Here is a 24330-nt window from a genome sequence, read left to right as displayed (position 1 = left end):
GGTGCCGCGCTTTCTGTTCGTTTAGACCATGCAACCGCATGGGGGATTGGAGCGTCTATGCCCACACCTTCCACTGCACGCATGCACGACTTCGAGGTCGTCTCGAACTGGGAGATCGCCGACGGCATCTTCTCGCTCGTCATCTCGGCCCCCAAGCTTGCAAGTGTGCTCAAGCCCGGTCAGTTTGTGAACATTGCCGTGCCCGGCGATGCCTCCTCGCTGCTTCGCGTGCCCCTGAGCTTCTATCGCGCCGACGCCGAGGCCGGCACCGTCGAGCTGTGGTACGCCGTCGTGGGCGACGATACCCGTCGTTTGTCCCAGATGGGCCCTGGCTCCACCTCTAACCTGTTGGGCCCCGGTGGCCGTGGCTGGATGGTACCCGAGGGCACCAGGAAGGCACTGCTCGTCGCCGGTGGCATCGGCGTTCCGCCCGTGCTGTGCCTTGCCGACAAGCTTGCCGAGCAGGGCGTGGATGTCGACGTTTGCCTGGGCTTTGGCACCGCTTCCAAGGCCGTTGGTGTCGATGAGTTCCGCGCGCTGGGCGCCACGGTTAACGTGTGCACCGACGACGGTTCGCTCGGCACGCACGGTTTTTGCACCGATCCGGCAGCCGAGCTGCTTGGAGAGGGCGGCTACGACTACGTCGCCAGCTGCGGCCCCGCCGTCATGATGAAGAAGGTCGCCGCCGCTGCCGCCGAGGCCGGTGTGTACTGCGAGGTGTCGCTCGAGCGCATGATGAGCTGTGGCTTTGGCGCCTGCAACACCTGCAATGTCGAGACGGTCGACGGTATGAAGGGTGCTTGTATGTGCGGCCCCGTGTTCGATGCTTCCAAGGTGGTGGTCTTCTAGTGGGTACCGTGAACATGGCCGTCGATTTCGGCGGCGTCAAGATGCAGAACCCCATTAACACCGCAGCCGGTACCTTTGGCTACGGTTGGCAGTTCCAGAACTTCTTTGATGTTTCCCAGCTGGGCGCCATCACCACCAAGGGTTGTGCTGCCGAGCCCTGGCCCGGCAATCCCGCGCCCCGCATGGCCGAAATTCCCGGCGGTATGATCAACTCCGTGGGTCTTCAGAACCCCGGCGTGGCCGCCTTTGCCCGCGAGTCCGGTCCGTGGCTCGAACAGCTGTCCAAGGACGGCTGCCAGGTCATCTGTCAGGTTGCCGGTCACTCCGTTGACGAGTTTGTCCGCGCACTCGAGATGTATGTCGAGCTGTGCCCCTGGGCTGCCGGCTACGAGATCAACGTGAGCTGCCCTAATATTGCCGCCGGCGGTGCCGCCATGGGCTCCACGCCCGAGGGCGCCTCTTCCGTTATGGCTGCTTGCCGTAAGGTGACCGATAAGCCGCTGTTCGTCAAGATGGCTCCGGTCAACGTCGCCGAGATCGCCAAAGCCCTCGAGGCCGCAGGCGCCGACGGCCTTTCGGTCATCAATTCCATCCAGGGCATGGCCATTGACGTGCACACCCGCAAGTCCCGCGTTGCCAAACCCAAGGGCGGCCTTTCGGGTCCACTGTGCCACCACATCGCCGTTCGCATGGTCTGGGAGGTCGCTCAGGCCGTCGATATCCCCATCAACGGTGTCGGCGGCGTCATGACGGGCGAGGATGCGGCCGAGTTTATCCTGGCTGGCGCTACCTGCGTGTCGGTCGGCATGGCCAACTTCGTCGATCCGTGCGCCTCGCTCAAGATCGCGCACGAGCTCGAGGCCTGGGCGGAGTCCCAGGGCGTGAAGGACATCAACGAGCTGGTAGGTGCTTTCGAATGCTAGAGACCGATGCCCGCGACCGCGTTATCGTCGCCCTCGACTGCGACCGTGAGCGTGCGCTCGAGCTCGCCCACGAGCTTTCTGGTCATGCCGCTTGGCTCAAGGTCGGCATGACGCTCTATTACGCTGAGGGCCCCGAGATCGTCAAGACCTTTAAGGACCTTGGCTTTAAGGTCTTCCTCGACCTTAAGTTCCATGACATTCCGCATCAGGTGCGCGGCGCTGCCCGCTCGGCCTCGCTTGCCGGTGCCGACCTGCTTTCGGTCCACGGCCTGGGCTCGGGTACTATGCTCGCTGCCTGCCGCGAGGGTGCCGAGGAGGCGCGTGAGGACCGCGCCAAGCTCGTCGCCATCACCGTGCTCACGAGCATGAATCAGGATGCCTTGAGCGAGATCGGCGTCGAGTCTCCCGTGGCCGAGGAGGCCGCCCGCTTGGCAAAGCTTGCTCAGGCCAATGGCATCGATGGCATCGTGTGCTCACCGATGGAGGCTCACGACATGCGTGAGCTGCTGGGTCCTGATGCCCTGATCGTGACTCCGGGTGTGCGTCCGGTGGGTGCCGCCCTTGGTGACCAGTCCCGCGTGGCGACGCCTTCCCAGGCTATCGAGCGTGGCGCAAGCCACATTGTGGTGGGCCGTCCCATCACCGGTGCCGACGATCCGGTTGCCGCCTTTGACGCCATCGTCGCCGAGCTGGTCGAAAACGTCGCGTAAAAGATTCCCCTAAGTCACCACTTTTGGGTCTCATTAGCACAAAATAGCCCCTGTGCCTGCGCAAACTTTCCCATCCTTTGTGTGGAATCGCAGGTCAGGGGCTTAACTTTGGGCGCAGTATATTGCACTTTTTGCGGGTATCGTCTAACCTATGGAGCCGCGATTAGGCTTTTTGTGCGTTCTACGTGCTAAAATGCCAATTATTGAATCAGATATAACCCAACTATTTGGAGGTACGAATGGCACTCCCTCAGCTTACCGACGAGCAGCGCAAGCAGGCTCTTGAGAAGGCTGCTGCCGCACGTCACGCCCGCGCTGAGCTTCGCGAGCAGATCAAGAAGGGCGAGAAGTCCCTCGAGTCCGTGCTCAACTCCGATGACCCCATCGCTTCCCGCATGAAGGTTTCCACCCTCATCGAGTCTCTCCCCGGTTATGGCAAGGCCAAGGCCGCCAAGATCATGGAGGAGCTCGGTATCTCCGCTACTCGTCGCGTCCAGGGCCTCGGTGTCCGTCAGCGCGAGCAGCTCCTCGAGCAGCTGACCAAATAAGTGAGCGCTCAGGATTCCAAGCTCTTTGTGATTTCTGGACCGTCAGGCGCAGGCAAGGGTACGCTCGTCACTCGTGTGCGCGAGCGCCGCTCGAACCTGGGTCTGACGGTTTCGGCTACCACGCGAGCACCACGCAAAGGTGAGGTCGACGGCGTCAACTACTTTTTTCTGACGCGCGAGGAGTTCGACCGCCGCGTGGCAAACGGTGAGTTTGTTGAGTGGGCCGAGGTCCACGGTAACTGCTACGGCACGTTGGTGAGCGAGGTCACATCCAAGCTCGCCTCGGGCTCGTCTCTGATTTTGGAGATCGATGTCCAGGGCGCCCTGCAGGTGAAGGAGCGTTTCCCCGAGGCCGTGCTGATCTTTATCAAGCCGCCTTCGCTTGAGGTGCTCCGCGAGCGTCTAGTCGGTCGCGGTACCGAGACGCCCGAGACGATTGAGCTGCGTATGGCAAACGCCGCCGATGAGCTTGCCCTTGCCGACCGCTACGACGACGTCGTGGTGAATGACGATCTCGACCGCGCGACCGATGAGCTCGTTCGCGTTCTCGATATGCATGAAAGGATCTGAGGTCCGTGTCCGTTGTAAAGCCTTGCATTGACGATCTTCTGGAGAAGACCGATCACAACCGCTTCCTGCTCGCTTCGCTTGCCTCCAAGCGCGCCTGCGACATCAATAGCATGCTGCGTGGCCAGCACAACCGCGTGCTTGCCGTCCAGGATGTCGATGACATCACCATCGGGCTTTCCGGTGCCGATACCATCTCGATGGCTATGGACGAGATTGTCGACGGCGACATCTCTTACGACGAGGCCCGTTACGAGAAGGCGCTCGGCCACAAGGTTGCTGAAGCCTAAATGGCGGCTCGCGTCTGCCTAGTCCACTATCACGAGGTTGGGCTGAAGGGCAAGAACCGCGCACATTTTGAGCATATCCTCATGGATAATATCAAGGCGGCCTTGGCCGCCTTTTCCGTGAACGCCGTGTCTCGAATTTCCGGTTATATCCTCGTGACCTTTAACGAGCATCAGGCCGACGAGGCGGCGCGTGTCATCCGCACCGTCCCCGGCGTTGCCCGTGTGTCTTTGGCGTATCACACCAACCGCGACCCGCAGGAGTACTGCGCCGCCGCTGTGAAGGCGCTGCGCGAGTTTGGTTCCTTCGATTCGTTTAAGGTGCACGCCAAGCGCTCCAATACTGACTATGAGCTCACCTCGATCGATATCAATCGACAGGTTGGCGAGGTGCTGTGTGAGGCGTTTCCCGATAAAAAGGTCCAGATGCACGACCCCGACGCGATGGTGCACGTTCTGGTGGTTCAGGGTAGTGTCTACGTGTATGCGCGCTCCGAGCGCGGCGTTGGCGGCCTTCCGGTGGGTTCTGCCGGCAAGGTCGTGACGCTGCTGTCGTCGGGTATCGATTCTCCGGTGGCGACTTGGATGCTCGCGCGTCGCGGCGCGGTCTGCGTGCCGGTGCATTTCTCCGGTCGTCCGCAGACGCCCGATACGAGCGAGTATTTGGTGCAGGATATCATCCGTGCGCTTGAGCCGGGTGTCCAGATCGGCCGCCTGTACGTGGTGCCGTTTGGCGACTGCCAGCGTGAGATTTCGGTCACCTGTCCCAGTAACCTGCGCGTTATCATGTATCGCCGCATTATGTATTCGGTTGCCGAGCGCATTGCACACATCGAGGGTGCCAGGGCCATCGTTACGGGCGAATCGCTTGGGCAGGTTGCCTCCCAGACGCTCGAGAACATCATGGCCGTCAACGAGGCCGTGAAGATTCCCGTGTTCCGTCCTCTCATCGGTTCGGACAAACAGGAGATCATCGCACGCGCCGAGGAGATCGGTACGTTCGATATCTCGACTGAGGCCGCTCCCGACTGCTGCACGTTGTTTATGCCGCGCCGTCCCGAGACGCACGCTAAACTCGATGCCGTGCATGAGGCCTGGGAGTTGTTCGATCATGAGGAGATGATCGAGCGCCTGCTCAAACAGACCGAGTACATCGACTTCGAGAGCAACACGTATAAGGCCCCTAAGACCTTAAAACGCAAACATTCGGAGCTTGCTCCGCGTGAGATTTACCAAGATCACGAGTAAATTTGTGTATAGACCGACGATGCGCCTGTATCGTCGGTCTTTTGGTATCTGGGCAAATGATGCCAAGATGTTCATTCTCTGACGTGTGTCTGAATAAATGGACATTTTTTCGCAAGGTTTAGGTCAGCTTTTGGTTTGACCGCGAAAACTGGTGTGGACGTGCGGAAGCTGCGGCGTTCGTTTCCTGACACGATGGTGTTGGGAGGTTTTGCTATGGCGCAGCGCGAACAACACGAACGAGTCAAAAAGATGGACCGCTGGGCGGGCAAACTGCTCGGTCATAAGGCAGTGGTGATGGCGATACTGGTCGTCATTGCGATGGCGAGTGGACTGGCAATGGCGAACTATGGCGGCGGTGCCGGCGGTGTGTCGTTTGAGCGCACTGATGGTTCGGGCACGTTAGTGGAGCCGGGATCCGGCGATGCTTCGAGTGGAAAGACATCTGAAGGCTCTTCGCCTAAGGCGACTGCCGCGGCAGAGGTCTATGTCGATGTTGATGGCGCCGTGGTGTCACCCGGTGTATATCGCCTCAAAGACGGGGCGCGGGTGGCTCAGGCGATTAATGCCGCCGGCGGGCTGGCGCCCGAAGCAGACGTTACGGGGCTTAATCGTGCATCCAAGGTCACTGATGGACAAAAAATTCACGTTCCAACGGTAGGGGAGCAGCAGGTGTCCATTGCGGAAGCCGGTGTTGATGGTGGGACTTCCGCATCATCAGGCGTCGGTGGCGCAACAGGCCTAGTAAACATTAATACGGCAAGCTCGGCAGAGCTGCAGACGCTCTCGGGAATCGGTCCCTCAATGGCACAGTCGATTATCGATGAGCGGACAAAGAACGGTGCTTTTGCTTCGGTTGACGATCTGATGCGCGTGTCGGGAATCGGCGAGAAGAAGCTTGCCAAAATCAAAGATTGCATCTGCGTATGAGTGCGACCGAGCGAGAGCACGTGATGCCTCCGCGGCCCCTGATTCCGTGGATGATGGCCCTGTGTGCCGGCATGTGCGTGAGCTGCGCCTTGGTGCTCAGCATAGCCGCTGATGCGCTGCTGAGGGAGCGGGCGACGGCGGTCGGGCCGCTATGGGCCATTCCCGTTGCGGCAGCGGTTTTCGTTGTGCTGGCTCACTCTTGTGCGAGGCTTGCCCCTTTGAAGCGGTGGCTGTATGCCGCGTCCGTCGGTCTCGTGGCGGGAGCGGTCGTCTCGGCGTGGTGGGCTGTGGGTGCGCTCAGCGCCTCGAGGGCGCTCGACGGTCGGGCGGCGAGCGGCCTCGAGTTTGTCGTGCAGGGTGATCCATCCATAAACGACGACGTGTATTCCTATACCTGCGAGGCACGCGCGGACGGTAAGAACTTGGCAACGGTTCGCCTATCGTGTGATCGTGAGCTCAAGGTCGGGGCGCACGTGCGTGTTATCGGTCGCGTTTCACGTTTTGAGAACGATGCGTATGGTCGCTCACGCGTGCTTCGAGGCGAGCTCCGAAAAGTGAAGGTCATCCGGTTGGTGTCGGTCGACGAGGGCTCTCCGGGGCCGCTGCTTCGACTGCGAAATGAGCTGCTTGCGTCCATCTCGCCTGCGACCGACCCGGCGCGTGCGCTCATAGCCGGTGTCGCCTGCGGTCGTTCGGCCGAGCTGCGCGCCCAGCCGGCGGGCGACTGGTTTTCGGTGACGGGAACGGCGCATCTTATCGCCGTCTCGGGCAGCCATTTGGCTATCGTGGGGTTTGTAATCGAGGGTGTATTGCAAAAGACTCGATGCTCACGTGGTCTTCAGCGGGCGATATTGGCGATAACGCTTGTGGGCTATGCTGCCTTTACGGGCGCGTCTCCCTCGGCCGTGCGTGCGTGCTGCATGGTGTTCGTGACGCTTGTCGTAAACGGCGCGGGGCGTCGTCGGCACGGCCTTTCGGCACTCTTCGTAACCATGTCCATCTTTGTGCTACTGCGGCCGACGGTGCTGTTCGAGATGGGCTTTCAACTCTCGTGCGCCAGCGTCTTAGCCATTCTGTGCTTTTGTCCCTATGCGACCTACGCTTTGGGTGAGCTGGGTGTGCCATCGGGCGTTGCCAGCGTGCTTTCCGTCACGCTGTGCTCGCAACTGGCGACACTTCCCATTACCATTCCTGCCTTCGGTACATTCTCGCTCATTGCTCCGTTGGCAAATGCGGTCATCGGTCCGGTGGTGAGCGTTCTGCTCGCTGTGTCGATCGTGCTGGCTCCCTTTTCGCTCGTGGGACCGTTGCGGACTTGGGCGCTCGCTGTGCCCATGATTGCCGCCCGTTGCGCGCTGTTCTTCGAGCAGCTGTTTGCCGCCGTGCCGGGTGCATACGTGAGCGTGCCGCCCGATAGCATGTGGATTTACCTAGTGCCGTGTTTTCTGGCGGTTCTGCTGGTCTGGTGGCCGCGTCCCCGTGCACGTCCTATGGCGGTGGGGCTTGCATGCCTGATGCTCTTGGCTGCGATTCCGTACGTCTATTGGGATCGATTCGCTCCGCCTTCGGTGACGGTGCTCGAAGTGGGCCAGGCCGATGCGATTCTTATCCGCCAGGGCGGCGCAGTTGCACTTGTCGACTGCGGACTCGACGAGCGCGTGGTGGCGGCGTTGGTTCGCAATAACGTGCACCATATCGACGCCGTCTTTGTGACGCATTGGGATGAGGACCACTGGGGTGGTCTGCCTGCCGTGCTCGAACAGTTTTCGGTCGGAACGATTGCCGTGGCCGCGGATGCGCTGGAGGATGCTCCTGCCGAGGTATTGAACCGACCTGGCGTGGAGTATCGGCAGGTGCGCCGTGGGGATATGGTCGACATCGGCTCATTTTGCGCCCGCGTGATGTGGCCATTCGAGTCCGTGGATGGCGAGGGAAATGAGGACTCGCTTGTCCTTCTGCTCTCTTATGTTCAGGAAGGCAAGGGCCTGCGCATACTCCTCACCGGTGATGCCGAGCTCGACCAAGAACGGGAATTCGTGCAGGAGGTGGGGGATATCGATGTCCTTAAACTTGGGCATCACGGCTCCAAGGTTTCAGTCGATGGTGAGTTGCTGGACATCCTGAAGCCCGAGCTTTCTCTCGCAAGCGCCGGTGAGGGGAATCGATACGGCCATCCGTCCGATGCCTGCATCGATGCCGTTAAGGAAGCGGGTGGTGTGTTCGCGTGTACCATCGAACACGGCGACATTACCGTCACACCGACTGCGAATGGCTTTGCGATGCGATGCCAGCGACCGTGACGACGTCGTTGGCGTGTGGTGGGCCCCTGGGCTAGAATGGCACGGAACGAATACGAAGGCCTGCGGGAGGGGAGCGCAATGTCCGAAACCGGTTTGCTGCCGGCATATCTGATCGTCGGTACCGACGGAGTTAAGCGCGACCACGCCGTCTCGCGTATGAAAGCGCGTCTGGAAAAATCGGGTATGGTCGAGTTCAACCTCGACGAGCGAGACATGACCAAGGACCCCGATATCGAGTCCATTATCGGATCGCTTAACACCTTTCCGATGGGCAGCGAGTTTCGTCTGGTAATCCTCGATGGCTGCTCAAAGCTCGCCAAGGCGGTCTCGGAGCCGCTCGTTGGGTATCTGGCGAGTCCCAGCCCAACAACGGTCTGCCTCATCATCGCCGACTCACTTGCCAAGAATACGCGCCTGTATAAGGCAATCGCCAAGATCGACAAGAAGGCTATCGTCGATTGCTCGGGTACCAAGCGCTGGGAACTGCCGCGCCGTGTTCAGCAGATGGCGACGCAGCGCGGTAAGTCGATTTCGACGGCGGCCGCCGAGGAGCTCGTCTCGCGTTCGGGCGAAAACACGCGCATGCTCGATAACGACTTGGCTAAGCTTGCCCAGATGGTCGAGTCGCCTCAGATTGAACTTGCCGATGTTGAGCGCTGGATTGTTCGTACGTCCGAGGTTCAACCCTGGGACTTCCTCAACGCCGTCTCGGCTCGCGATATGCGGCGTTCGCTCGAGCTCTTTAAGCTCCTGCCCTCCAAGAGCTACGTGTGGACTTACACATTGCTGTGCGGTCGCATTCGCGAGCTTATCGTCGCCAAGGCGCTCGACGCGCGTGGGCAGGGTCGCGAGCTGGCCGCAACGCTCAAGCTCCAGTCCTGGCAGGTCAAGAATCACCTGACCTGGGCACGTCGCTTTTCGATGGCAGAGCTCATCGCAGCGCTCGAGGGTGCGGTCGATGTGGAGCTCGCGCTCAAGGGTTCGGCCGATTCTCAGACGGCGCTTTTGCTCTGGATTACGAACATCTTGAGAAAATCGTGATGATACCTGCCTATTTGACAAATTCGTTCTATCCCTTTGAGAGGGAGCGTGCTATAGTAGGCGCTTGCATGACCTCACCGTGTCTCAGAGGTGTCATACATTTTTTGCAAGGAACTCGAAAGGAACTCCAGAAGTGGCAAACATCAAGTCTCAGAAGAAGCGTATCCGCACCAATGAGGCAGCTCGCATGCGTAACAAGGCTGTCAAGTCCGAGCTCAAGACGCTGACCAAGCACGTCCAGTCCGCCGTCGCCGAGGGCGACGCCGAGAAGGCCCAGGCTGCCCTCAAGACTGTCACCAAGCGTCTCGACATGGCTGCCGCCAAGCATGTTATCCACAAGAACCAGGCTTCCAACCGCAAGTCCGGTCTTGCCAAGCTCGTGAACAGCATCAACGCCTAAGTTGTAAATTTCACACCACACAGATTACGCGCATAAATGGAGCCTGTTTTATGGAACAGGCTCCATTTTTTGTACCGCTCGGGTAAGATAGTCCGCATGAATACTTCAATTGACATTTCCCACATCCGCAACTTCTCGATCGTTGCGCATATCGACCATGGCAAGTCCACGATCAGCGACCGCATCCTCGAGCTCACCCATACTGTCGACGAACGCGACATGGAGTCGCAGCTGCTCGACACCATGGATATCGAGCGCGAGCGCGGCATTACGATCAAGTCCAATGCCGTCCGCGTTTCCTATGACGCCGACGATGGTGAGACGTATCAGTTCAATCTGATCGATACGCCGGGCCACGTGGACTTTACCTATGAGGTCTCGCGCTCGCTGGCAGCCTGTGAGGGCGCGGTACTCGTTGTCGACGCCACGCAGGGCGTCGAGGCGCAGACCGTTTCCAACGCGACGCTCGCCATGAACGCCAATCTGGACATTGTGCCGGCCATCAACAAGATCGACCTGCCCTCGGCCCATCCCGACGAGGTTAAGACCGAGATCGAGGATGACCTGGCGATCCCCGCCGATGATGCTGTGTGCGTCTCGGGCAAGACCGGCGAGGGCATTCACGATCTGCTGGAGTCCATTGTCTTTTTGATTTCGCCGCCTAAGGGCGATGCAAACGCTCCGCTCAAAGCGCTCATTTTGGATTCGTACTTTGACGAGTATCGCGGTGTGGTGGCTACGGTGCGCGTCTTCGATGGTTCCATCAAAAAGGGCGATACCCTGCTTATGATGCAAGCCAAGGGCGACTTTTTGGTCGACGGCGTGGGCGTCAAGCGTCCTGCCGAGACCCCGGTCGACGCGCTGACGGTCGGCGAGGTCGGATATGTGGTCACGGGCTTGAAGGATCCCGAGGCCGTTCGCGTGGGCGATACCCTTACGTGGGCGTCGAACCCCTGCCCCGAGCCGCTTCCCGGTTATCGCGAGGCCAAGCCCATGGTCTATACGGGCCTGTTCCCGATCGACAACAAGGACTACGAGAACCTGCGTGACGCGCTCGATAAACTGCACGTCAACGACCCGTCGTTGGTGTGGGAGCCCGAGACCTCGGTGGCGCTTGGCTTTGGCTTCCGCGTGGGCTTCCTGGGCCTGCTGCACATGGAAGTCGTCAAGGAACGCCTGGAGCGCGAGTTCAACCTGGACCTCATTGCCACGAGTCCCTCGGTCGACTATCACGTCTACAAGACCGACGGCGAGATGATCGATGTCCGCAGTCCGCAGGACCTTCCCGAGGCCACATGCATCGATCGTATCGAGGAACCCTACCTCAAGGCAAAGATCATCTGCCCGCCTGAGTACACGGGTGCCGTCATGCAGCTCGCCATTGAGCACCGCGGCGTCACAACCGATATGATCCACCTGACGAGCAAATCGGTCGAGATGCGCTTCGATATGCCGCTCGCCGAGCTCATCTTGGACTTCTTCGATCAGCTCAAGAGCCGCACCAAGGGCTATGCCTCGCTCGACTACGAGCTCAACGAGTACCGTCCCTCCGAGCTCGTGAAGCTCGATATTTTGCTTTCGGGCGACGAGGTGGACGCGCTTTCGTTTATCGTCCATAAGGACAAGGCATATGGCCTGGCCCGTGGCTTGTGCGACAAGCTCAAGGAGATCATCCCGCGTCAGCTGTTCGAGGTGCCCATCCAGGGTGCTATCGGCAACAAGATCATCGCCCGTTCCACCGTCAAGGCGCGTCGCAAGGACGTTCTTGCCAAGTGCTACGGCGGCGATATCTCGCGTAAGCGCAAACTGCTCGAGAAGCAGAAAGAGGGCAAGAAGCGTATGAAGGCCATCGGATCGGTCGAGGTCCCGCAGGAGGCCTTTATGGCGATCCTCAAGGTGGACGAGTAGGTCTATGGCTCTTTCCGAATATAGTCTGCGGCTGCTGGGCGCCTATGCCGAGCAGCCGTTCCTTATGGCTCCCATGGCGGGCGTTACCGACCCCGCCTATCGCATCATGTGTCGCCGCCGCGGTGCCAACCTTGCCTACAGCGAGATGGTGAGCGTGGCAGGCCTTGCCTATGCCAGCAACAAAACGTGGCGCCTGGTGCTGCCGGCCGACGAGGAGCAGCAGATTTGCGTGCAGCTCTTTGGCTCCAAGCCCGATCAGTTTGCGAGCGCCGTCGCCGCCGTCGAGGAGCGCGTTGGCGATCGCCTGTCGCTCATCGATATCAATATGGCATGCCCCGCCCGCAAGGTTGTCACCAAGGGCGAGGGTTCGGCGCTCATGCGCACGCCCGACCTGGCCGAGAAGATCGTCGAGGCCACGGTGGGCGCGGCGCACGTGCCCGTGACCGTCAAGATTCGCAAGGGCTTTTATGCCGAGGACCGCAATGCCGCGACATTTGCCCAGATGCTTGAGAGTGCAGGGGCTGCCGCAGTCGCCGTGCATGGTCGTTGCGCCACGCAGCTCTACACGGGCCAGGCCGATTGGTCGGTCGTCGATGAGGTTGCCGACGCTGTCGAGATTCCCGTGATTGGTTCGGGCGATGTGTTCTCGGCCGAGGACGCTGCTGAGCATCTGCACGGCTCGGGTGCCAGCGCGGTGTTTATCGCGCGCGGCATCTACGGCAATCCGTGGGTGTTCGGCGATGCCCGAGCCCTTGCACTCGATGGCACGCCGGTTCCTTCTCGCTCCTCGGTCGAGCGCCTGGAGGCTCTGCGCGAGCACCTGACGTTGACGCACGAGCTTCTGCCGCTCATGTCGCGTGCTCGCACGTACGCAAGCTGGTACTTAAAGGGCATGCCCCATGCCGCCGCCTGGCGCGCTCAGGTGGTGCGTTGCTCTACGTACGAGGAGTTTATGGCGCTGGTCGATGATATCGAGCGCGACGTGGTGGCCTGCGAGGCCGCGCTTGCCGCCGGCGAGTCGGTGCCTGCCCATCCGCTGGAGGCCTAACGGTGGCCGTTACCGCGCTGTACGTGCACGTGCCGTTTTGCGCTCAAAAGTGCCGGTACTGCGACTTTGACTCGCGCAGCTTTGCTGCGTGTGATTTGGATGCCGCGCTCGATTCCTATTTTGAGCAGTTGTATGCGCGCCTCGATTCCTTTGGCGACTCCGGGGCGCTTGCGCAGGTCCGCACGGTCTATACTGGCGGCGGCACGCCATCGCTGGCAGGGGAGCGCCTGGTGGAACTTGCCCGTCGTATCTCCATGTGGTGCAAACCCGTTGAATTTACTTGCGAAGCCAATCCTGAGTCGCTGGCCGCCGAGCTCGCCACCGCGCTTGCCGAGGCGGGTGTCACGCGCATCTCTCTGGGCGTGCAAACCCTCGACAATATCGAGCTGGCCGCTATTGGCCGCATTCACGATGCTAATCGGGCACTTGCGGCTATCGCGACGGTGAAGGAAGTTGGCCTCGATGTGTCGTGCGACCTGATGTGCGGCCTTCCCGGGCAGACGGCCGCAAGCTGGCGGAGCACGCTCGATGGCGTGCTGGCGGCGGCGCCGCATCATGTGTCGATCTACCCGCTCACGCTTGAGGAGGGGACGCCCCTTTATCGCATGGCGTGCCGTGACGAGTCGCTCGAGCCCGATGAGGATTTTCAGGCTTCGTGCATGGACGCGGCGCGTGAGCGCCTGGGTGCGGCCGGCTATCATCCGTATGAGGTGGCGAGCTACGCGCTCGACGGCCATGAGTGCGCCCATAACATTGCCTACTGGACCGGACAGGGCTACCTGGGCCTGGGTCGTTCTGCCGCGGGCATGCTCGACGACGAGGATTTCGACCGTCTTGCAGGTTTGTTCCCCGGCGTGTCTTCTCGAGGCGATGCGTACCGCGTGCGTCTGGTGCAACGTGACGATGACGCGACGGCGTTCGAGGCCGAATATCTGTCGCAGCGCGAGGCTGTCGCCGAAGACTTGATGCTCGCTTGTCGCATGACGCGCGGTGTTGCGTCCGACCTGTTGGCTCGTGCAGCTTGCGTCATCCCAACGGGCGAGCTGGCAGCTGCCTGCGATCGTGCGCTCGAATTGGGTCTTGCCACTTGGGTGCCCGAGACGCTCGGGATTCATGAGGGACCCTTCACCTCGGCAGATGTCATCGCGGGCCATGTTCGAGCTCGTCTGGCGCCGACCCATCTGGGCTGGCTCGATGGAAATGTTCTGTTCGAGCTGTTTTGGGATCTAGCTTAGGCCGCTCGGGTAGAATTACCGGAATATATACGCTGCTGTGAGCAGGAGGTTGCCGCGCATGGCGACGATGAACGAAAAAGATTACTACGAGATTCTGGGTGTCTCCAAGGACGCCACCTCGCGTGATATTCAAAAGGCCTTCCAGCAAAAGGCCCGTAAGCTCCATCCGGACGTCAATAAAGAGCCGGATGCCGAGGAAAAGTTTAAAGAGGTTTCCGAGGCCTACGCCGTGCTTTCGGATGAGCAAAAACGTGCGCGCTACGACGCCATGCGTTCTGGCAATCCCTTTGCCGGTGCTCCTACGGCTTCGCCCTATGGTGGCGGCTACGCCGGCAGCACGGGCTATGGCAATCCCTTTGAGGGCGGCTTTCCCTTTGGTGGCGCCTGGGGCCAGCAGCGTCGCGGCCAGGCTGCCTACAATCCCGAGAACGGCGCCAACGTGGTCGTCGATATCAAACTCGACGCCAAGGAGGCCAGGGGCGGTGCCCGCAAGACCGTCCGCTACACGCGCTTCGATACCTGTAGCAACTGCGGCGGCTCGGGCTCCGTTTCGTCTGAGCATGCCCATACCTGCCCGAGCTGCGGTGGCCGCGGCCACATCGACGTCGACCTGTCCTTCCTGTTTGGTGCGGGCACGTTCCAGTCGGTCTGCCCCGAGTGCGGCGGTTCCGGTAAGGTCGTGGCCGACCCCTGCCCCGATTGCGGTGGCAGCGGGCGAACCCGTGTGACCTCCGAGCAGACGATTGAGTTTCCTGCCTGCACGCACGATGGCGACGAGGTCCGCATTAGCGGCATGGGCCACGCCGGCACTAACGGTGCCGCGGGCGGCGACCTGGTCGGCCGCGCCCATGTTGAGGCCGAGCGCTTGGAAGGCAAAGCTCGTACTGGCTTTTACCTGATGGGCATCGTGGCGCCGTTTTTGGTACTCTCGGCCATCTCGGGCGTGTTCTCGGCCTTTGCCGTGATGTGCTTTATTCCGTTTACCATGGGCCTGTTCATGGTGCTTTCGGACGGCGTGCTTCATCGCAGCCTGCTGTGGTGGAAGCGCGGTGCGATGCAGTTTGCCAACGGTTTTGCCAATGGCTTCATGTTCGCGCTCGTGTCGGTTTGGTTCGCGAGCTGCTCGCAACGGGCCATGCTTTCGCCTTACGGAATGCAATAACATCAAACCCTCTGTTTGCGGTTGGCCCAGCTTGGGTATAGGACGCACTGTGACAATAATGAAAGTCGGAAGGATTCGGTCGTGTCGGAAAATAGGGATTACTACGAGGTACTTGGCGTCGACAAGGATGCCGACGCGCGGACGATTAAGCGCGCGTTTCTAAAGAAGGCCCGTACCGTACACCCGGACGTTTCGGACGACCCCGAGGCCGAGGCCAAGTTCAAGGAGCTCAACGAGGCCTATTCCGTTCTTTCCGATGAGCAGAAGCGTGCTAACTACGACCGTTACGGCACTGCCGACGGCCCTGGTGGTTCGGGCTACGTCGATATCAACGATATCTTTGGTGGTATGGGCATGGACGACTTGTTCTCGTCGTTTTTTGGCGGCGGTGCCGGCGGTGGCGCCCGCAGCCGTCGCGAGCGTCGTCGCGGTCGTGACATGGCCATCTCGCTTTCGGTGACGCTCGAGGAGGCGGCGCTCGGCTGCAAAAAGACAATCAGCTATGACCGCTTTGCTCCTTGCGAGGACTGCAATGGCACCGGTAGGGCAGAGGGCGCACAGGAAAAGCAGTGCGGCCGCTGCCACGGCACGGGCTATGTCACGACGGTTCAGCGATCGTTTTTGGGCCAGGTTCAGTCTTCCTCGCCTTGCCCCGACTGCCATGGCGAGGGCACGGTTATCGACCATCCCTGCGAGACCTGCGACGGTCAGGGCCGCACGCCTTCGCACGAAAAGATCGACATCGATATTCCCGCCGGCGTTTCGACCGGTCGCCAGCTGCGCGTGAGCGGCTTTGGCGAAGCCGGCCTTCGCGGCGAGCCCTCGGGCGACCTGATCGTCAACGTTCGCGTCGCCGACCACGAGCGCTTTAAGCGCAACGGCGACGACCTGTACCTCGTGAGCGATATCTCGATTGCGCAGGCGGCTCTCGGCTGCGAGATCGAGGTCGAGGGCATTATGCCTGACGAGGTCGTTAAGGTCACGGTCCCCGCCGGCACGCAGTACGGCGACACCGTGAGCGTCGGTAACTTCGGCATGCCCCGCATTGGCGGTGGCGGCTCGCGTGGCCGCCTGGTCGTTCAGCTGCGGGTGCTCGTTCCCACGAGCCTTTCGGCCAAGCAGCGCGACTTGCTCGAGGCCTTCGCCGCCGAGTCCGGCGACGACGTCGCTCCCGGCAAGAAATCGGTTACCGATCGCATCAAGAGTGCCCTCGACGACATCCTCGATTAAGGAGCCCGCGTGCTCGCACCCCATATCTCTGTTGTCAACCTCGGCTGCCGTGTCAACCGGGTTGAGTCCGACCGTATCACTGCCGATCTTATGCGCCTGGGTTTTGCGATGGTGGAGCCCGAGGATGCAGAGCTGATCGTCATTAACACCTGTGCCGTTACGGGCGAGGCCGAGGCCAAGACCCGTAAGGCCGTCCGCCATGCACTGGCCCATCCAAACGAGCCCTATGTGGTCGTGACCGGATGCGTGGTCAATTTGCATCCCGAGGAACTGCTGGAGCTTTCGGATCGCGTGATCGCCGAGCCGTCCAAGATCGATGTCGCCGAACGTGTCTGCGAGGTGTTGGGCGTTGAGTCCGATAGCGTTCCCGCCTGCAGTGATGGCGAGGTGGTCGATGCGCTCGGTCGCTCTCGCCTGGGCGTGAAGATTCAGGACGGCTGCAACCATCGCTGCACCTATTGCATTGTGTGGAAGGCACGCGGCCCCGAGCGCTCCGTGCCCGTCGAGTCCGTGCTCGAGCAAGTTCGCGAGGCCCAGGAGGCCGGCGTGCCCGAGGTCGTGTTGACCGGCGTGAATCTGGGTGCCTATGACGGCAAGAGCGCGACCGACGAGCATGTCGAAATCGATGAGCTGCTCGAGGCCATTATGGAGCGCACGGCTATTCCGCATGTGCGCATTTCCTCGGTCGAGCCCATGGATATTTCCGAGCGCCTGTTGAAGGTCATGGCGCGCTATCCGCAGCGTATCGCCCCGTTTTTGCACCTGCCCGTGCAGTCCGGCTGCACAAGGACGCTGCATCGTATGGGCCGTCCCTATAGCGCCGAGGCCTTCGAGGACACGGTGCGTATGATTCGTACCCATTTGCCCCAGGCGTCGCTATCGTGCGATGTCATCGTCGGTTTTCCCGGCGAGACGGACGAGGAGTTTGAGGAGTCGCTGGCGCTTTGCCGTCGTGTGGGCTTCTCGCGTATGCACGTGTTCCGCTACAGCAAGCGCCCCGGAACCCTTGCCGCCGATATGCCCGACCAGGTGCCGCCCGAGGTTATGGCCGAGCGCAGCCGCCGCATGCGAACTGCGGCACAGGAGCTTGCCATTGCCGACGCTCGCCGTCGCGTGGGCACCGTCGAGCGCGCCGTGCTCGAGTTTGGTGACAACCTGACGCTCGGCTCATTCCATCATGCCCGTCTTGACGATACCTGTGGACTTACAGCCCCGTGCCTGCTCGATGTTGCTATCATCGGAGTCGATGATTCCGGCTTGGTCCACGCACGCAGGGAGGTTCATGGAAGCCTCGAAGATTAGACTTACCGTTCCCGAGGGAATTGACCCCTCGCGCGTTTTGGGCGCCGGCGACGGCGTCCTTCGTGCGCTCGAGAGCTTGGTGCGCGCGCATGTGGTCGCCCGTGGCGATAGTATCGCCGTGAGCGGCGATACGGACGAGGTCGAGCTCGTGGCGCGCTTTTTTGAGCATGCTTTTCGCGAGGCGGCCGCCGGGCGCACGCTGTCTGCCGACGATGTCTCTCGCTGCCTGGCCGTCCTGCGCGACGGCGAGCACGAGGCAACGTCGCTTCGAGACGACGTGCTGCTTTCGTATCGCGGCCGCGTCATTCGCCCCAAGACGCTCGGCCAAAAGCGCTATGTGGATGCCATTCGCACGCATACCATCACGTTTGGCCTGGGTCCTGCCGGTACCGGTAAGACCTATCTGGCCATGGCGCTCGCCGTCGCTGCGCTTAAGCGTCACGAGGTGGGCCGTCTGATCTTGACGCGCCCGGTTGTCGAGGCGGGGGAGAACCTGGGCTTTTTGCCCGGTACCCTCGAGGAAAAGATTGATCCCTACATGCGTCCGCTCTACGATGCCCTTTTTGACATGATGGATCGTGAGCGTACCGACGAGCTTATGGAGCGCGGCGTGATCGAGATTGCGCCGCTCGCCTACATGCGCGGTCGTACGCTGAGCGATGCCTTCGTGGTGCTCGACGAGGCGCAAAATACCACGCCCGAGCAGATGAAGATGTTCCTGACACGCCTGGGCTTCAACTCCAAGTTCGTGATTACCGGCGACCTGAGCCAGCGCGACCTGGTGGGTCGTCGTGGCGGCTTGGCGGATGTCGAGAAGATTTTGGGCCGTGTCGACGATGTGGCATTTTCTCACCTCGAGCGTGCCGACGTGGTGCGTCATGCCCTAGTGGGTTGTATCGTCGAGGCATATGATGCTTATGATGACGTGCGTGAGCAACGCTCACGCGACCGAAAGGAGTCCCGTTGAGTGTATTGATCAGCAACGATGCCGAGCTCGATACGCTGCTCGATGCTCAGGAGGTGGAGCACATCTGCGAGGTCGTGCTTGCCGCCGAGGGCGTTGAGCGTGAAGTCGAGATTTCCCTTTCGTATGTCGACGAGGACGAGATGCACGAGCTCAACCACGAGTGGCGCGGTATCGACCGCACCACCGATGTGCTCTCGTTTGAGTGCGATTCGGCCTTTGACGATGACATTCCCGCCGATGAGACGCTCGAGCTCGGCGATATCATCTTGGCCCCGCAGGTTATTGCCCGTCAGGCCCCCGGTTTTGGCAATAGCCCCGCTGACGAGTGCCGTCTGATGCTCGTTCACGGCATGCTGCACCTGCTGGGCTATGACCATATCGAGGACGACGAGGCCGAGGTCATGGAGGCCCGCGAGGACGCTATCCTGCGCGATCTGGCGCTCGAGCGCGGCGAGGATCCCAAACTCGTTCACGTCGGCCCCATCACCAATCATGCCCACGACTAGGAGCCGTTTATGATTCCCGGATCGAACAAGGACCATCCGTCCTTTTTAAAGTCGTTCTCCTACGCCATGGAGGGCTTCGTCACCGCCGTCAAGACCGAGCGCAACATTAAGGTCATGCTCGTGGCGGGCGTGTGCACCGTCATTGCCGGCTGCATCGTGGGGCTCGACATTGCCGAGTGGGCCACGATTATCATCTGCTGCGGCCTGGTGATTCACGGCGAGCTGTGCAATACCGCCATGGAGGCCATTGTCGATCTGGCGACCCAGGAGCTCCATCCGCTGGCAAAACGCGCCAAGGACATCGCCGCCGCCTCTGTATACGTTCTTTCCATCACCGCCGCGATTGTGGGCTTGCTGGTATTTGCCCACGCGCTCGGCTTTATTTAGAAAGGGATTCCCATGTCCGACAATATGCAGCCTGCCGATGAGATTTTGGACGACGAGTCCCTGGACGCGGTGGATACCGAGGAGCTCGAGGATTTCGAGGAGTTCGACCCGTTTGAGGGTATGAGCGACGAGGAACTCGATGCCCTGTGCGACGAGGACGACAACCTCGCGGGCTTTGGTGACGTTGAGCCCGGTTTCCGCAGCGGCTTTGTGGCCCTGGTCGGTCGTCCCAACGCTGGCAAGTCTACGCTGCTTAATGCCTGCTATGGCAAAAAGGTCGCCATCACCTCGCCGGTGGCCCAGACGACCCGCCGCCGCATGCGCGCCGTCGTCAACCGCCCCGGCTATCAGCTGGTCTTTGTCGATACCCCCGGTATTCATAAGCCCAAGGACGGCTTGGGATCCGAGCTCAACAAGAGCGCGTTGTTCGAGCTGAACGATGTTGATGTTGTCGCGTTTTTGATTGATGCCACCAAACCGATCGGCAGGGGAGACGCCTGGGTTGCCGAGCGCGTCAAGAACGCTCGTTCCAAGAAGGTCCTGGTGCTCACCAAGGCCGATGAGGCCGACCCCGCACAGGTCATGGAGCAGCTTAAGGCAGCCCACGAACTCATGGAATATGACGACGAGATCGTGACGTCGTCGGTCAAGAACTTCAACGTCGATGCATTTATCGAGACCGTTGCGCACTTTTTGCCTGAGGGTCCGCGTTGGTTCCCCGAGGACATGGGTACCGACGCTTCCGATGAGACGCTCGTTGCCGAGTTTGTGCGCGAGAAGGTCTTGCGCCGCACCCGTGATGAGATTCCGCACTCCGTTGGCGTGATCTGCGATGCGCTCGAGCAGACCAAGAAGGTGTTGCGCGTGCACGCCACCATTTACGTCGAGCGCGAGGGCCAAAAGGGCATCATCATCGGTAAGGGCGGCGAAATGATCAAGCATATCGGTATCGACGCCCGTCGCGATCTTGAGCGCATCTTTGGCACGCAGGTCTTTTTGGAGCTGGACGTAAAGGTCAAGGCCGGCTGGCGTGATGACGAGGCCCAGATTCGCCGCTTTGGCTACAACGCCGAGGACTAAGGACGCGCGGCGCGCATGGCAGGCTCCCGGACATATCGCACGAAGGTGCTCGTCCTCGACAAGACGAAGCTCAAAGAGACCGACCTGATCTTGACGATGCTTGACGAGCGGGGACGGCAGGTTCGTGCAGTGGCAAAGGGCGCCCGCAAACCCGGCGGACGCCTGGCTGCGCGCTGCGAGCTGTTCTGTACGGTCGATATGCTGCTCGCACATGGACGGTCACTCGACGTGGTTTCTCAGGCCGAGCTTATGAAGGCGCCGCTCGGCGCTGCGCCCGATTACGAGACGACCTGCGCCGCAAGCGCGATCGCCGAGGTCGCGCGCGTGTGCTCGTTCGAGGACGCCGAGGACCCGTTTACCTTTGCCATAACGCAGCGAGCGCTTGCCCTGGTGGGCAGCGGGCTTGACACGGCACATATGGACCTACTTGTGGCGGCATATGTCTTTAAGCTGCTGTCGCACGTTGGCTATCGTCCCGATTTTTCGGCGTGTGTGCTGTGCGGAGACCCCATGCTGTCGTATTTTTCAGCCCAGGTGGGCGGTCTCATGTGCGGGTCGTGCGCGTCGAGTGTTCCAGGTGCCGAACTGGTGTCGACCGGTGAGACCGCATGGCTGCGCGCCCTCATGTCCATGACCTTCGATGCGCTCATGGCCGAGCGAATCGACCAGCATACGGCGGCATTCCTGCTCGGGCTTTCGCATGTTTGGGCTGCGACGCACACTGATCAGCGCCTCCGCGCGATGGAATTCATGTTGGGTCGGTGATGATGCGCAGGCGCGGGCTGCTTGTGGTAACATACCGACCTGTTGGTACCTCGACCTTGGTTGTTCGCTCCACCGGCGGCTTCCCAGTCTGAGGCGAATCGAGTCGCCCGTGGGCGACGCAAAACGAAAGGTGAAACAATGACTGTTTCCAAAGAGCGCAAGGCGGAGCTGACTGCCCAGTTCGGTAACACCCCGGTCGACACCGGCAACCCCAAGGTTCAGGTCGCCATCCTGTCCGAGCGCATCAAGGAGCTGACCGAGCACATGAAGTCCCACCAGAAGGACTTCCACACCCGTCGTGGCCTGCTCATGCTCGTCGGCCGTCGTCGTCGTCTTCTCTCCTACATCAAGAAGAACGACATTGTCGAGTACCGTGAGCTCATCAAGGCTCTGGGCATCCGCGACAACATCCAGTAGGATTTGTACATGCTAAGAGCGTCCTGCGCAGCGGGGCGCTCTTTTTGTGTAAGGGCGCGAACAATCACGCTCTGAAGCGTGGCGGGGGCAGGGGGCCCACGTCACATGAGAAGCCCGCAGGCAAGGGGCCTGTGGGGTAAAGGAGAACAATGACACTCGTATCCAAGACCTTTGAGCTGTACGGCAAGACCTACACCTTTGAGTCGGGCGAGCTTGCCAAGCAGGCCACCGGCGCCTGCCTGGTCAAGCAGGGCGATACCACGATGCTCGACACCGTGGTCGTCTCCAAGGAGCGCAAGAACTACGACTTCTTCCCGCTGACCGTCGACTTCAACGAGAAGATGTACGCCGCCGGCCGCATTCCGGGTGGCTACCTTAAGCGCGAGGGCCGTCCCAGCGAGAAGGCCACGCTTACGGCTCGCATGATCGACCGCCCGATCCGCCCGAGCTTCCCGGATGGCTTCCGCAACGAGGTGCACATCGTCGCTACCTCGCTCGTCGCCGACCAGGTCAACCCCTTCGACGTCATCAACGTCATGGGTGCCTCCCTGGCCATGACGCTCGGCGGCGTGCCCTTCGAGGGCCCGCTTGCCTGCGTGCGCATCGGCCGTAACGTGGAGACCGGCGAGTTTATCGTCAACCCCACCTACGAGGAGCGCGAGAACTCCGACCTGGACCTGGAGCTGGGCGGCTCTGCCGACTTCATCTCGATGGTCGAGGCCGGCGCCGAGGAGATCTCCGAGGACGACATGCTCGCCGCCATGAAGTTTGGCCAGGAGGCCCTCGCTGCCTTCTGCCAGGCCCAAGACGAGTTCGTTGCCGAGTGGGAGCAGGTCAATGGCGCCATCGTCAAGAAGGAGTACCCGCTCGACCAGCCCGTCGAGGAGGTCCAGGAGCGCATCTTCGCCCACTACGACGAGATGGCCGCCGCCCTTCGCGATGCCGACAAGCTCTCCCGTATCGGTAAGGTCGAGGCTCTGAAGGAGTCCATCCGTGCCGAGTTCACCGAGGAGGAGCAGGCCGCTTGGGAGCGCGAGATCCCCGTGGCGCTCAAGAAGCTCGAGAAGAAGGCTATGCGCACCATGGTCGTCGAGACCGGCGAGCGCGTCGACGGCCGTGCCGCCGATGAGATTCGCCCCATCATGGTGAAGGATAACTACCTGCCGCTCGTTCACGGCTCCGGTCTGTTCCAGCGTGGCCAGACCCAGGTGCTTTCCGTCCTGTCGCTCGGTATGCTCAACGAGGGTCAGCGTCTGGATACCATCGAGCCCACCGAGGGCAAGCGCTATATGCACCACTACAACTTCCCGCCGTTCTGCACCGGCGAGACTGGCCGCATGGGCAGCCCCAAGCGCCGCGAGATCGGCCACGGCAACCTGGCCGAGCGCGCCCTGCTCCCGGTGCTCCCCGACGAGAACGAGTTCCCCTACGCTATTCGCGTGGTCTCCGAGGTCATGGAGTCCAACGGCTCCTCTTCGATGGCTTCGACCTGCGGCTCCACGCTCGCCCTTATGGACGGCGGCGTGCCTATTAAGCGCCCGGTCTCCGGTATCGCCATGGGCCTGATCCAGGAGGAGGGCAAGACCGTGGTCCTGTCCGATATCCAGGGTCTCGAGGACTTCCTGGGCGACATGGACTTTAAGGTCACCGGCACCACCGAGGGCATCACCGCCCTGCAGATGGACAACAAGGCCACCGGTCTTACCTTCGACATCTTGGCCCGCGCCCTGCAGCAGGCCAAGGAGGGTCGCGCCTTCATCCTGCAGAAGATGCTCGATGTGATCCCCGAGCCGCGCCACACCACGCGCAGCACCGCTCCGCGCATCGTCTCCATCCAGGTTCCGACCGACAAGATCCGCGACGTTATCGGTTCTGGTGGTAAGGTCATCCGCGGCATCCAGGACGAGACCGGTGCCTCGGTCGACATCCAGGAGGACGGCACCGTCTTTGTCGGCGGCACCGGCGAGTCCGTCGATCAAGCCGTCGAGCGCATCAAGCTCATCATCAAGGTTCCCGAGCCGGGTGAGGAGTACACCGGTCGCGTTGTCTCCATCCAGCCCTTCGGCGCCTTCGTGAACCTGCTGCCCGGTAAGGACGGCCTGCTGCACATCTCCCGCGTCGCCAAGGGCCGCGTGGAGAAGGTCGAGGATGTCCTCAACGTGGGCGACGAGGTCAAGGTCGTCGTCATCGAGGTTGACGATCGCGGCAAGATCTCGCTCGATCGTCTCGACAAGCCCGAGGCCCCGGCTCGCGCCGAGGGTGCCTCCGAGGGTGACGGCGAGCACTTCCAGCGTCGTGAGCGTCCGCGTCGCGAGCGCTCCGAGCGCAGCGACCGCCCGCGCCGTCCCGGCGACAACGGAGGCCGCAAGCCCCGCCGTCACCACGACGCCGAGTAACAGTCGCACATAAGCAGCTCAACAAGGGCGACTCTGGACAGGGGTCGCCCTTTTGCTTGCGCCCGGGAGGGCCGCATATGAAGTTTCCTGCTCTACAGTCCTGCGCAAGACGGAAAGCACATTAAGT

At 61.2% G+C, this 24330-nt stretch carries 24 protein-coding genes; all 24 read left to right on the top strand.

Annotation, left to right across the window (positions count from 1 at the left end):
* Positions 1 to 81 precede the first annotated feature (81 nt).
* The 24 genes from DW024_RS03140 (at position 82) to DW024_RS03025 (ending at position 24203) form a co-directional block, all read left to right on the top strand.
* Complete coding sequence (locus tag DW024_RS03140) at positions 82 to 849, top strand: dihydroorotate dehydrogenase electron transfer subunit (protein ID WP_118376956.1); 768 nt, start codon at positions 82 to 84, stop codon at positions 847 to 849.
* Between the two features lie 14 nt (positions 850 to 863).
* A complete protein-coding gene (locus DW024_RS03135; protein WP_006236128.1) occupies positions 864 to 1772 on the top strand; it encodes a dihydroorotate dehydrogenase in 909 nt (302 codons plus the stop codon).
* Complete coding sequence (gene pyrF, locus DW024_RS03130) at positions 1766 to 2482, top strand: orotidine-5'-phosphate decarboxylase (protein WP_118376955.1); 717 nt, start codon at positions 1766 to 1768, stop codon at positions 2480 to 2482. Before DW024_RS03135 ends, pyrF begins: the two co-directional genes overlap by 7 nt.
* Positions 2483 to 2721: 239 nt before the next feature.
* The gene (gene mihF / locus DW024_RS03125; protein ID WP_006236130.1) at positions 2722 to 3030 is read left to right on the top strand and encodes an integration host factor, actinobacterial type; all 309 of its coding nucleotides are present in this window, start codon (positions 2722 to 2724) and stop codon (positions 3028 to 3030) included.
* A complete protein-coding gene (gene gmk, locus DW024_RS03120) occupies positions 3031 to 3600 on the top strand; it encodes a guanylate kinase (protein WP_099431806.1) in 570 nt (189 codons plus the stop codon). It begins immediately after the preceding gene.
* A gap of 5 nt (positions 3601 to 3605) precedes the next feature.
* On the top strand, positions 3606 to 3887 hold the full coding sequence (locus DW024_RS03115) for a DNA-directed RNA polymerase subunit omega (RefSeq protein ID WP_035138532.1): 282 nt from the start codon (positions 3606 to 3608) through the stop codon (positions 3885 to 3887).
* Positions 3888 to 5132, top strand: coding sequence for a tRNA uracil 4-sulfurtransferase ThiI (gene thiI, locus DW024_RS03110; RefSeq protein WP_117635259.1), 1245 nt, complete (start codon positions 3888 to 3890; stop codon positions 5130 to 5132).
* 213 nt (positions 5133 to 5345) lie between these two features.
* Complete coding sequence (locus DW024_RS03105) at positions 5346 to 6059, top strand: helix-hairpin-helix domain-containing protein (RefSeq protein WP_158572157.1); 714 nt, start codon at positions 5346 to 5348, stop codon at positions 6057 to 6059.
* Positions 6056 to 8359, top strand: a complete 2304-nt coding sequence (locus tag DW024_RS03100) for a DNA internalization-related competence protein ComEC/Rec2 (RefSeq protein WP_118376953.1) — start codon at positions 6056 to 6058, stop codon at positions 8357 to 8359. The genes DW024_RS03105 and DW024_RS03100 overlap by 4 nt, the downstream gene beginning before the upstream one ends.
* Positions 8360 to 8437: 78 nt before the next feature.
* Positions 8438 to 9400, top strand: coding sequence for a DNA polymerase III subunit delta (gene holA, locus DW024_RS03095; RefSeq protein ID WP_118376952.1), 963 nt, complete (start codon positions 8438 to 8440; stop codon positions 9398 to 9400).
* Between the two features lie 133 nt (positions 9401 to 9533).
* Positions 9534 to 9800, top strand: a complete 267-nt coding sequence (rpsT, locus tag DW024_RS03090; RefSeq protein WP_022094714.1) for a 30S ribosomal protein S20 — start codon at positions 9534 to 9536, stop codon at positions 9798 to 9800.
* Positions 9801 to 9896: 96 nt separating this feature from the next.
* A complete protein-coding gene (gene lepA / locus DW024_RS03085) occupies positions 9897 to 11708 on the top strand; it encodes a translation elongation factor 4 (RefSeq protein ID WP_118376951.1) in 1812 nt (603 codons plus the stop codon).
* 4 nt (positions 11709 to 11712) lie between these two features.
* On the top strand, positions 11713 to 12756 hold the full coding sequence (dusB, locus tag DW024_RS03080; protein ID WP_118376950.1) for a tRNA dihydrouridine synthase DusB: 1044 nt from the start codon (positions 11713 to 11715) through the stop codon (positions 12754 to 12756).
* A gap of 2 nt (positions 12757 to 12758) precedes the next feature.
* Positions 12759 to 13991 carry a radical SAM family heme chaperone HemW gene (gene hemW, locus DW024_RS03075; RefSeq protein ID WP_118376949.1) on the top strand — a complete coding sequence of 411 codons (1233 nt, stop codon included), beginning with the start codon at positions 12759 to 12761 and terminating at the stop codon, positions 13989 to 13991.
* 58 nt (positions 13992 to 14049) lie between these two features.
* Positions 14050 to 15153 (top strand): DnaJ domain-containing protein, encoded by a 1104-nt coding sequence (locus tag DW024_RS03070; protein ID WP_199576918.1) that lies wholly within the window; start codon positions 14050 to 14052, stop codon positions 15151 to 15153.
* 81 nt (positions 15154 to 15234) lie between these two features.
* Positions 15235 to 16383 carry a molecular chaperone DnaJ gene (gene dnaJ / locus DW024_RS03065; RefSeq protein ID WP_118376948.1) on the top strand — a complete coding sequence of 383 codons (1149 nt, stop codon included), beginning with the start codon at positions 15235 to 15237 and terminating at the stop codon, positions 16381 to 16383.
* A gap of 9 nt (positions 16384 to 16392) precedes the next feature.
* The gene (locus DW024_RS03060; RefSeq protein WP_118376947.1) at positions 16393 to 17685 is read left to right on the top strand and encodes a MiaB/RimO family radical SAM methylthiotransferase; all 1293 of its coding nucleotides are present in this window, start codon (positions 16393 to 16395) and stop codon (positions 17683 to 17685) included.
* A complete protein-coding gene (locus DW024_RS03055; RefSeq protein WP_118376946.1) occupies positions 17666 to 18652 on the top strand; it encodes a PhoH family protein in 987 nt (328 codons plus the stop codon). The genes DW024_RS03060 and DW024_RS03055 overlap by 20 nt, the downstream gene beginning before the upstream one ends.
* A complete protein-coding gene (gene ybeY / locus DW024_RS03050) occupies positions 18649 to 19158 on the top strand; it encodes an rRNA maturation RNase YbeY (RefSeq protein WP_117654802.1) in 510 nt (169 codons plus the stop codon). Before DW024_RS03055 ends, ybeY begins: the two co-directional genes overlap by 4 nt.
* A gap of 9 nt (positions 19159 to 19167) precedes the next feature.
* Positions 19168 to 19545 (top strand): diacylglycerol kinase family protein, encoded by a 378-nt coding sequence (locus DW024_RS03045; RefSeq protein ID WP_099431794.1) that lies wholly within the window; start codon positions 19168 to 19170, stop codon positions 19543 to 19545.
* A 12-nt stretch (positions 19546 to 19557) separates the two neighbouring features.
* A complete protein-coding gene (gene era, locus DW024_RS03040) occupies positions 19558 to 20625 on the top strand; it encodes a GTPase Era (RefSeq protein ID WP_199576917.1) in 1068 nt (355 codons plus the stop codon).
* A gap of 15 nt (positions 20626 to 20640) precedes the next feature.
* Complete coding sequence (recO, locus tag DW024_RS03035; protein ID WP_118376945.1) at positions 20641 to 21390, top strand: DNA repair protein RecO; 750 nt, start codon at positions 20641 to 20643, stop codon at positions 21388 to 21390.
* 138 nt (positions 21391 to 21528) lie between these two features.
* A complete protein-coding gene (rpsO, locus tag DW024_RS03030; protein ID WP_035138510.1) occupies positions 21529 to 21807 on the top strand; it encodes a 30S ribosomal protein S15 in 279 nt (92 codons plus the stop codon).
* A gap of 149 nt (positions 21808 to 21956) precedes the next feature.
* Positions 21957 to 24203 (top strand): polyribonucleotide nucleotidyltransferase, encoded by a 2247-nt coding sequence (locus tag DW024_RS03025; RefSeq protein WP_117639884.1) that lies wholly within the window; start codon positions 21957 to 21959, stop codon positions 24201 to 24203.
* The last annotated feature ends 127 nt before the right edge of the window (positions 24204 to 24330 follow it).

The organism is Collinsella sp. AF37-9 (genome assembly GCF_003475115.1).
Taxonomy (GTDB): domain Bacteria; phylum Actinomycetota; class Coriobacteriia; order Coriobacteriales; family Coriobacteriaceae; genus Collinsella.
Note: the sequence above shows the minus strand (reverse complement) of the source record. Positions and strands in the feature narration are given on the sequence as shown.

Excerpts from the sequence above, each read along its gene's own strand:
- DW024_RS03140 (WP_118376956.1), top strand. The coding sequence starts at position 82 with ATGCACGACTTCGAGGTCGTCTCGAACTGGGAGATCGCCGACGGCATC.
- DW024_RS03135 (WP_006236128.1), top strand. The coding sequence starts at position 864 with ATGGCCGTCGATTTCGGCGGCGTCAAGATGCAGAACCCCATTAACACC.
- pyrF (WP_118376955.1), top strand. The coding sequence starts at position 1,766 with ATGCTAGAGACCGATGCCCGCGACCGCGTTATCGTCGCCCTCGACTGC.
- mihF (WP_006236130.1), top strand. The coding sequence starts at position 2,722 with ATGGCACTCCCTCAGCTTACCGACGAGCAGCGCAAGCAGGCTCTTGAG.
- thiI (WP_117635259.1), top strand. The coding sequence starts at position 3,888 with ATGGCGGCTCGCGTCTGCCTAGTCCACTATCACGAGGTTGGGCTGAAG.
- DW024_RS03105 (WP_158572157.1), top strand. The coding sequence starts at position 5,346 with ATGGCGCAGCGCGAACAACACGAACGAGTCAAAAAGATGGACCGCTGG.
- DW024_RS03100 (WP_118376953.1), top strand. The coding sequence starts at position 6,056 with ATGAGTGCGACCGAGCGAGAGCACGTGATGCCTCCGCGGCCCCTGATT.
- holA (WP_118376952.1), top strand. The coding sequence starts at position 8,438 with ATGTCCGAAACCGGTTTGCTGCCGGCATATCTGATCGTCGGTACCGAC.
- lepA (WP_118376951.1), top strand. The coding sequence starts at position 9,897 with ATGAATACTTCAATTGACATTTCCCACATCCGCAACTTCTCGATCGTT.
- dusB (WP_118376950.1), top strand. The coding sequence starts at position 11,713 with ATGGCTCTTTCCGAATATAGTCTGCGGCTGCTGGGCGCCTATGCCGAG.
- DW024_RS03070 (WP_199576918.1), top strand. The coding sequence starts at position 14,050 with ATGGCGACGATGAACGAAAAAGATTACTACGAGATTCTGGGTGTCTCC.
- DW024_RS03055 (WP_118376946.1), top strand. The coding sequence starts at position 17,666 with ATGGAAGCCTCGAAGATTAGACTTACCGTTCCCGAGGGAATTGACCCC.
- DW024_RS03045 (WP_099431794.1), top strand. The coding sequence starts at position 19,168 with ATGATTCCCGGATCGAACAAGGACCATCCGTCCTTTTTAAAGTCGTTC.
- era (WP_199576917.1), top strand. The coding sequence starts at position 19,558 with ATGTCCGACAATATGCAGCCTGCCGATGAGATTTTGGACGACGAGTCC.
- recO (WP_118376945.1), top strand. The coding sequence starts at position 20,641 with ATGGCAGGCTCCCGGACATATCGCACGAAGGTGCTCGTCCTCGACAAG.
- rpsO (WP_035138510.1), top strand. The coding sequence starts at position 21,529 with ATGACTGTTTCCAAAGAGCGCAAGGCGGAGCTGACTGCCCAGTTCGGT.
- DW024_RS03025 (WP_117639884.1), top strand. The coding sequence starts at position 21,957 with ATGACACTCGTATCCAAGACCTTTGAGCTGTACGGCAAGACCTACACC.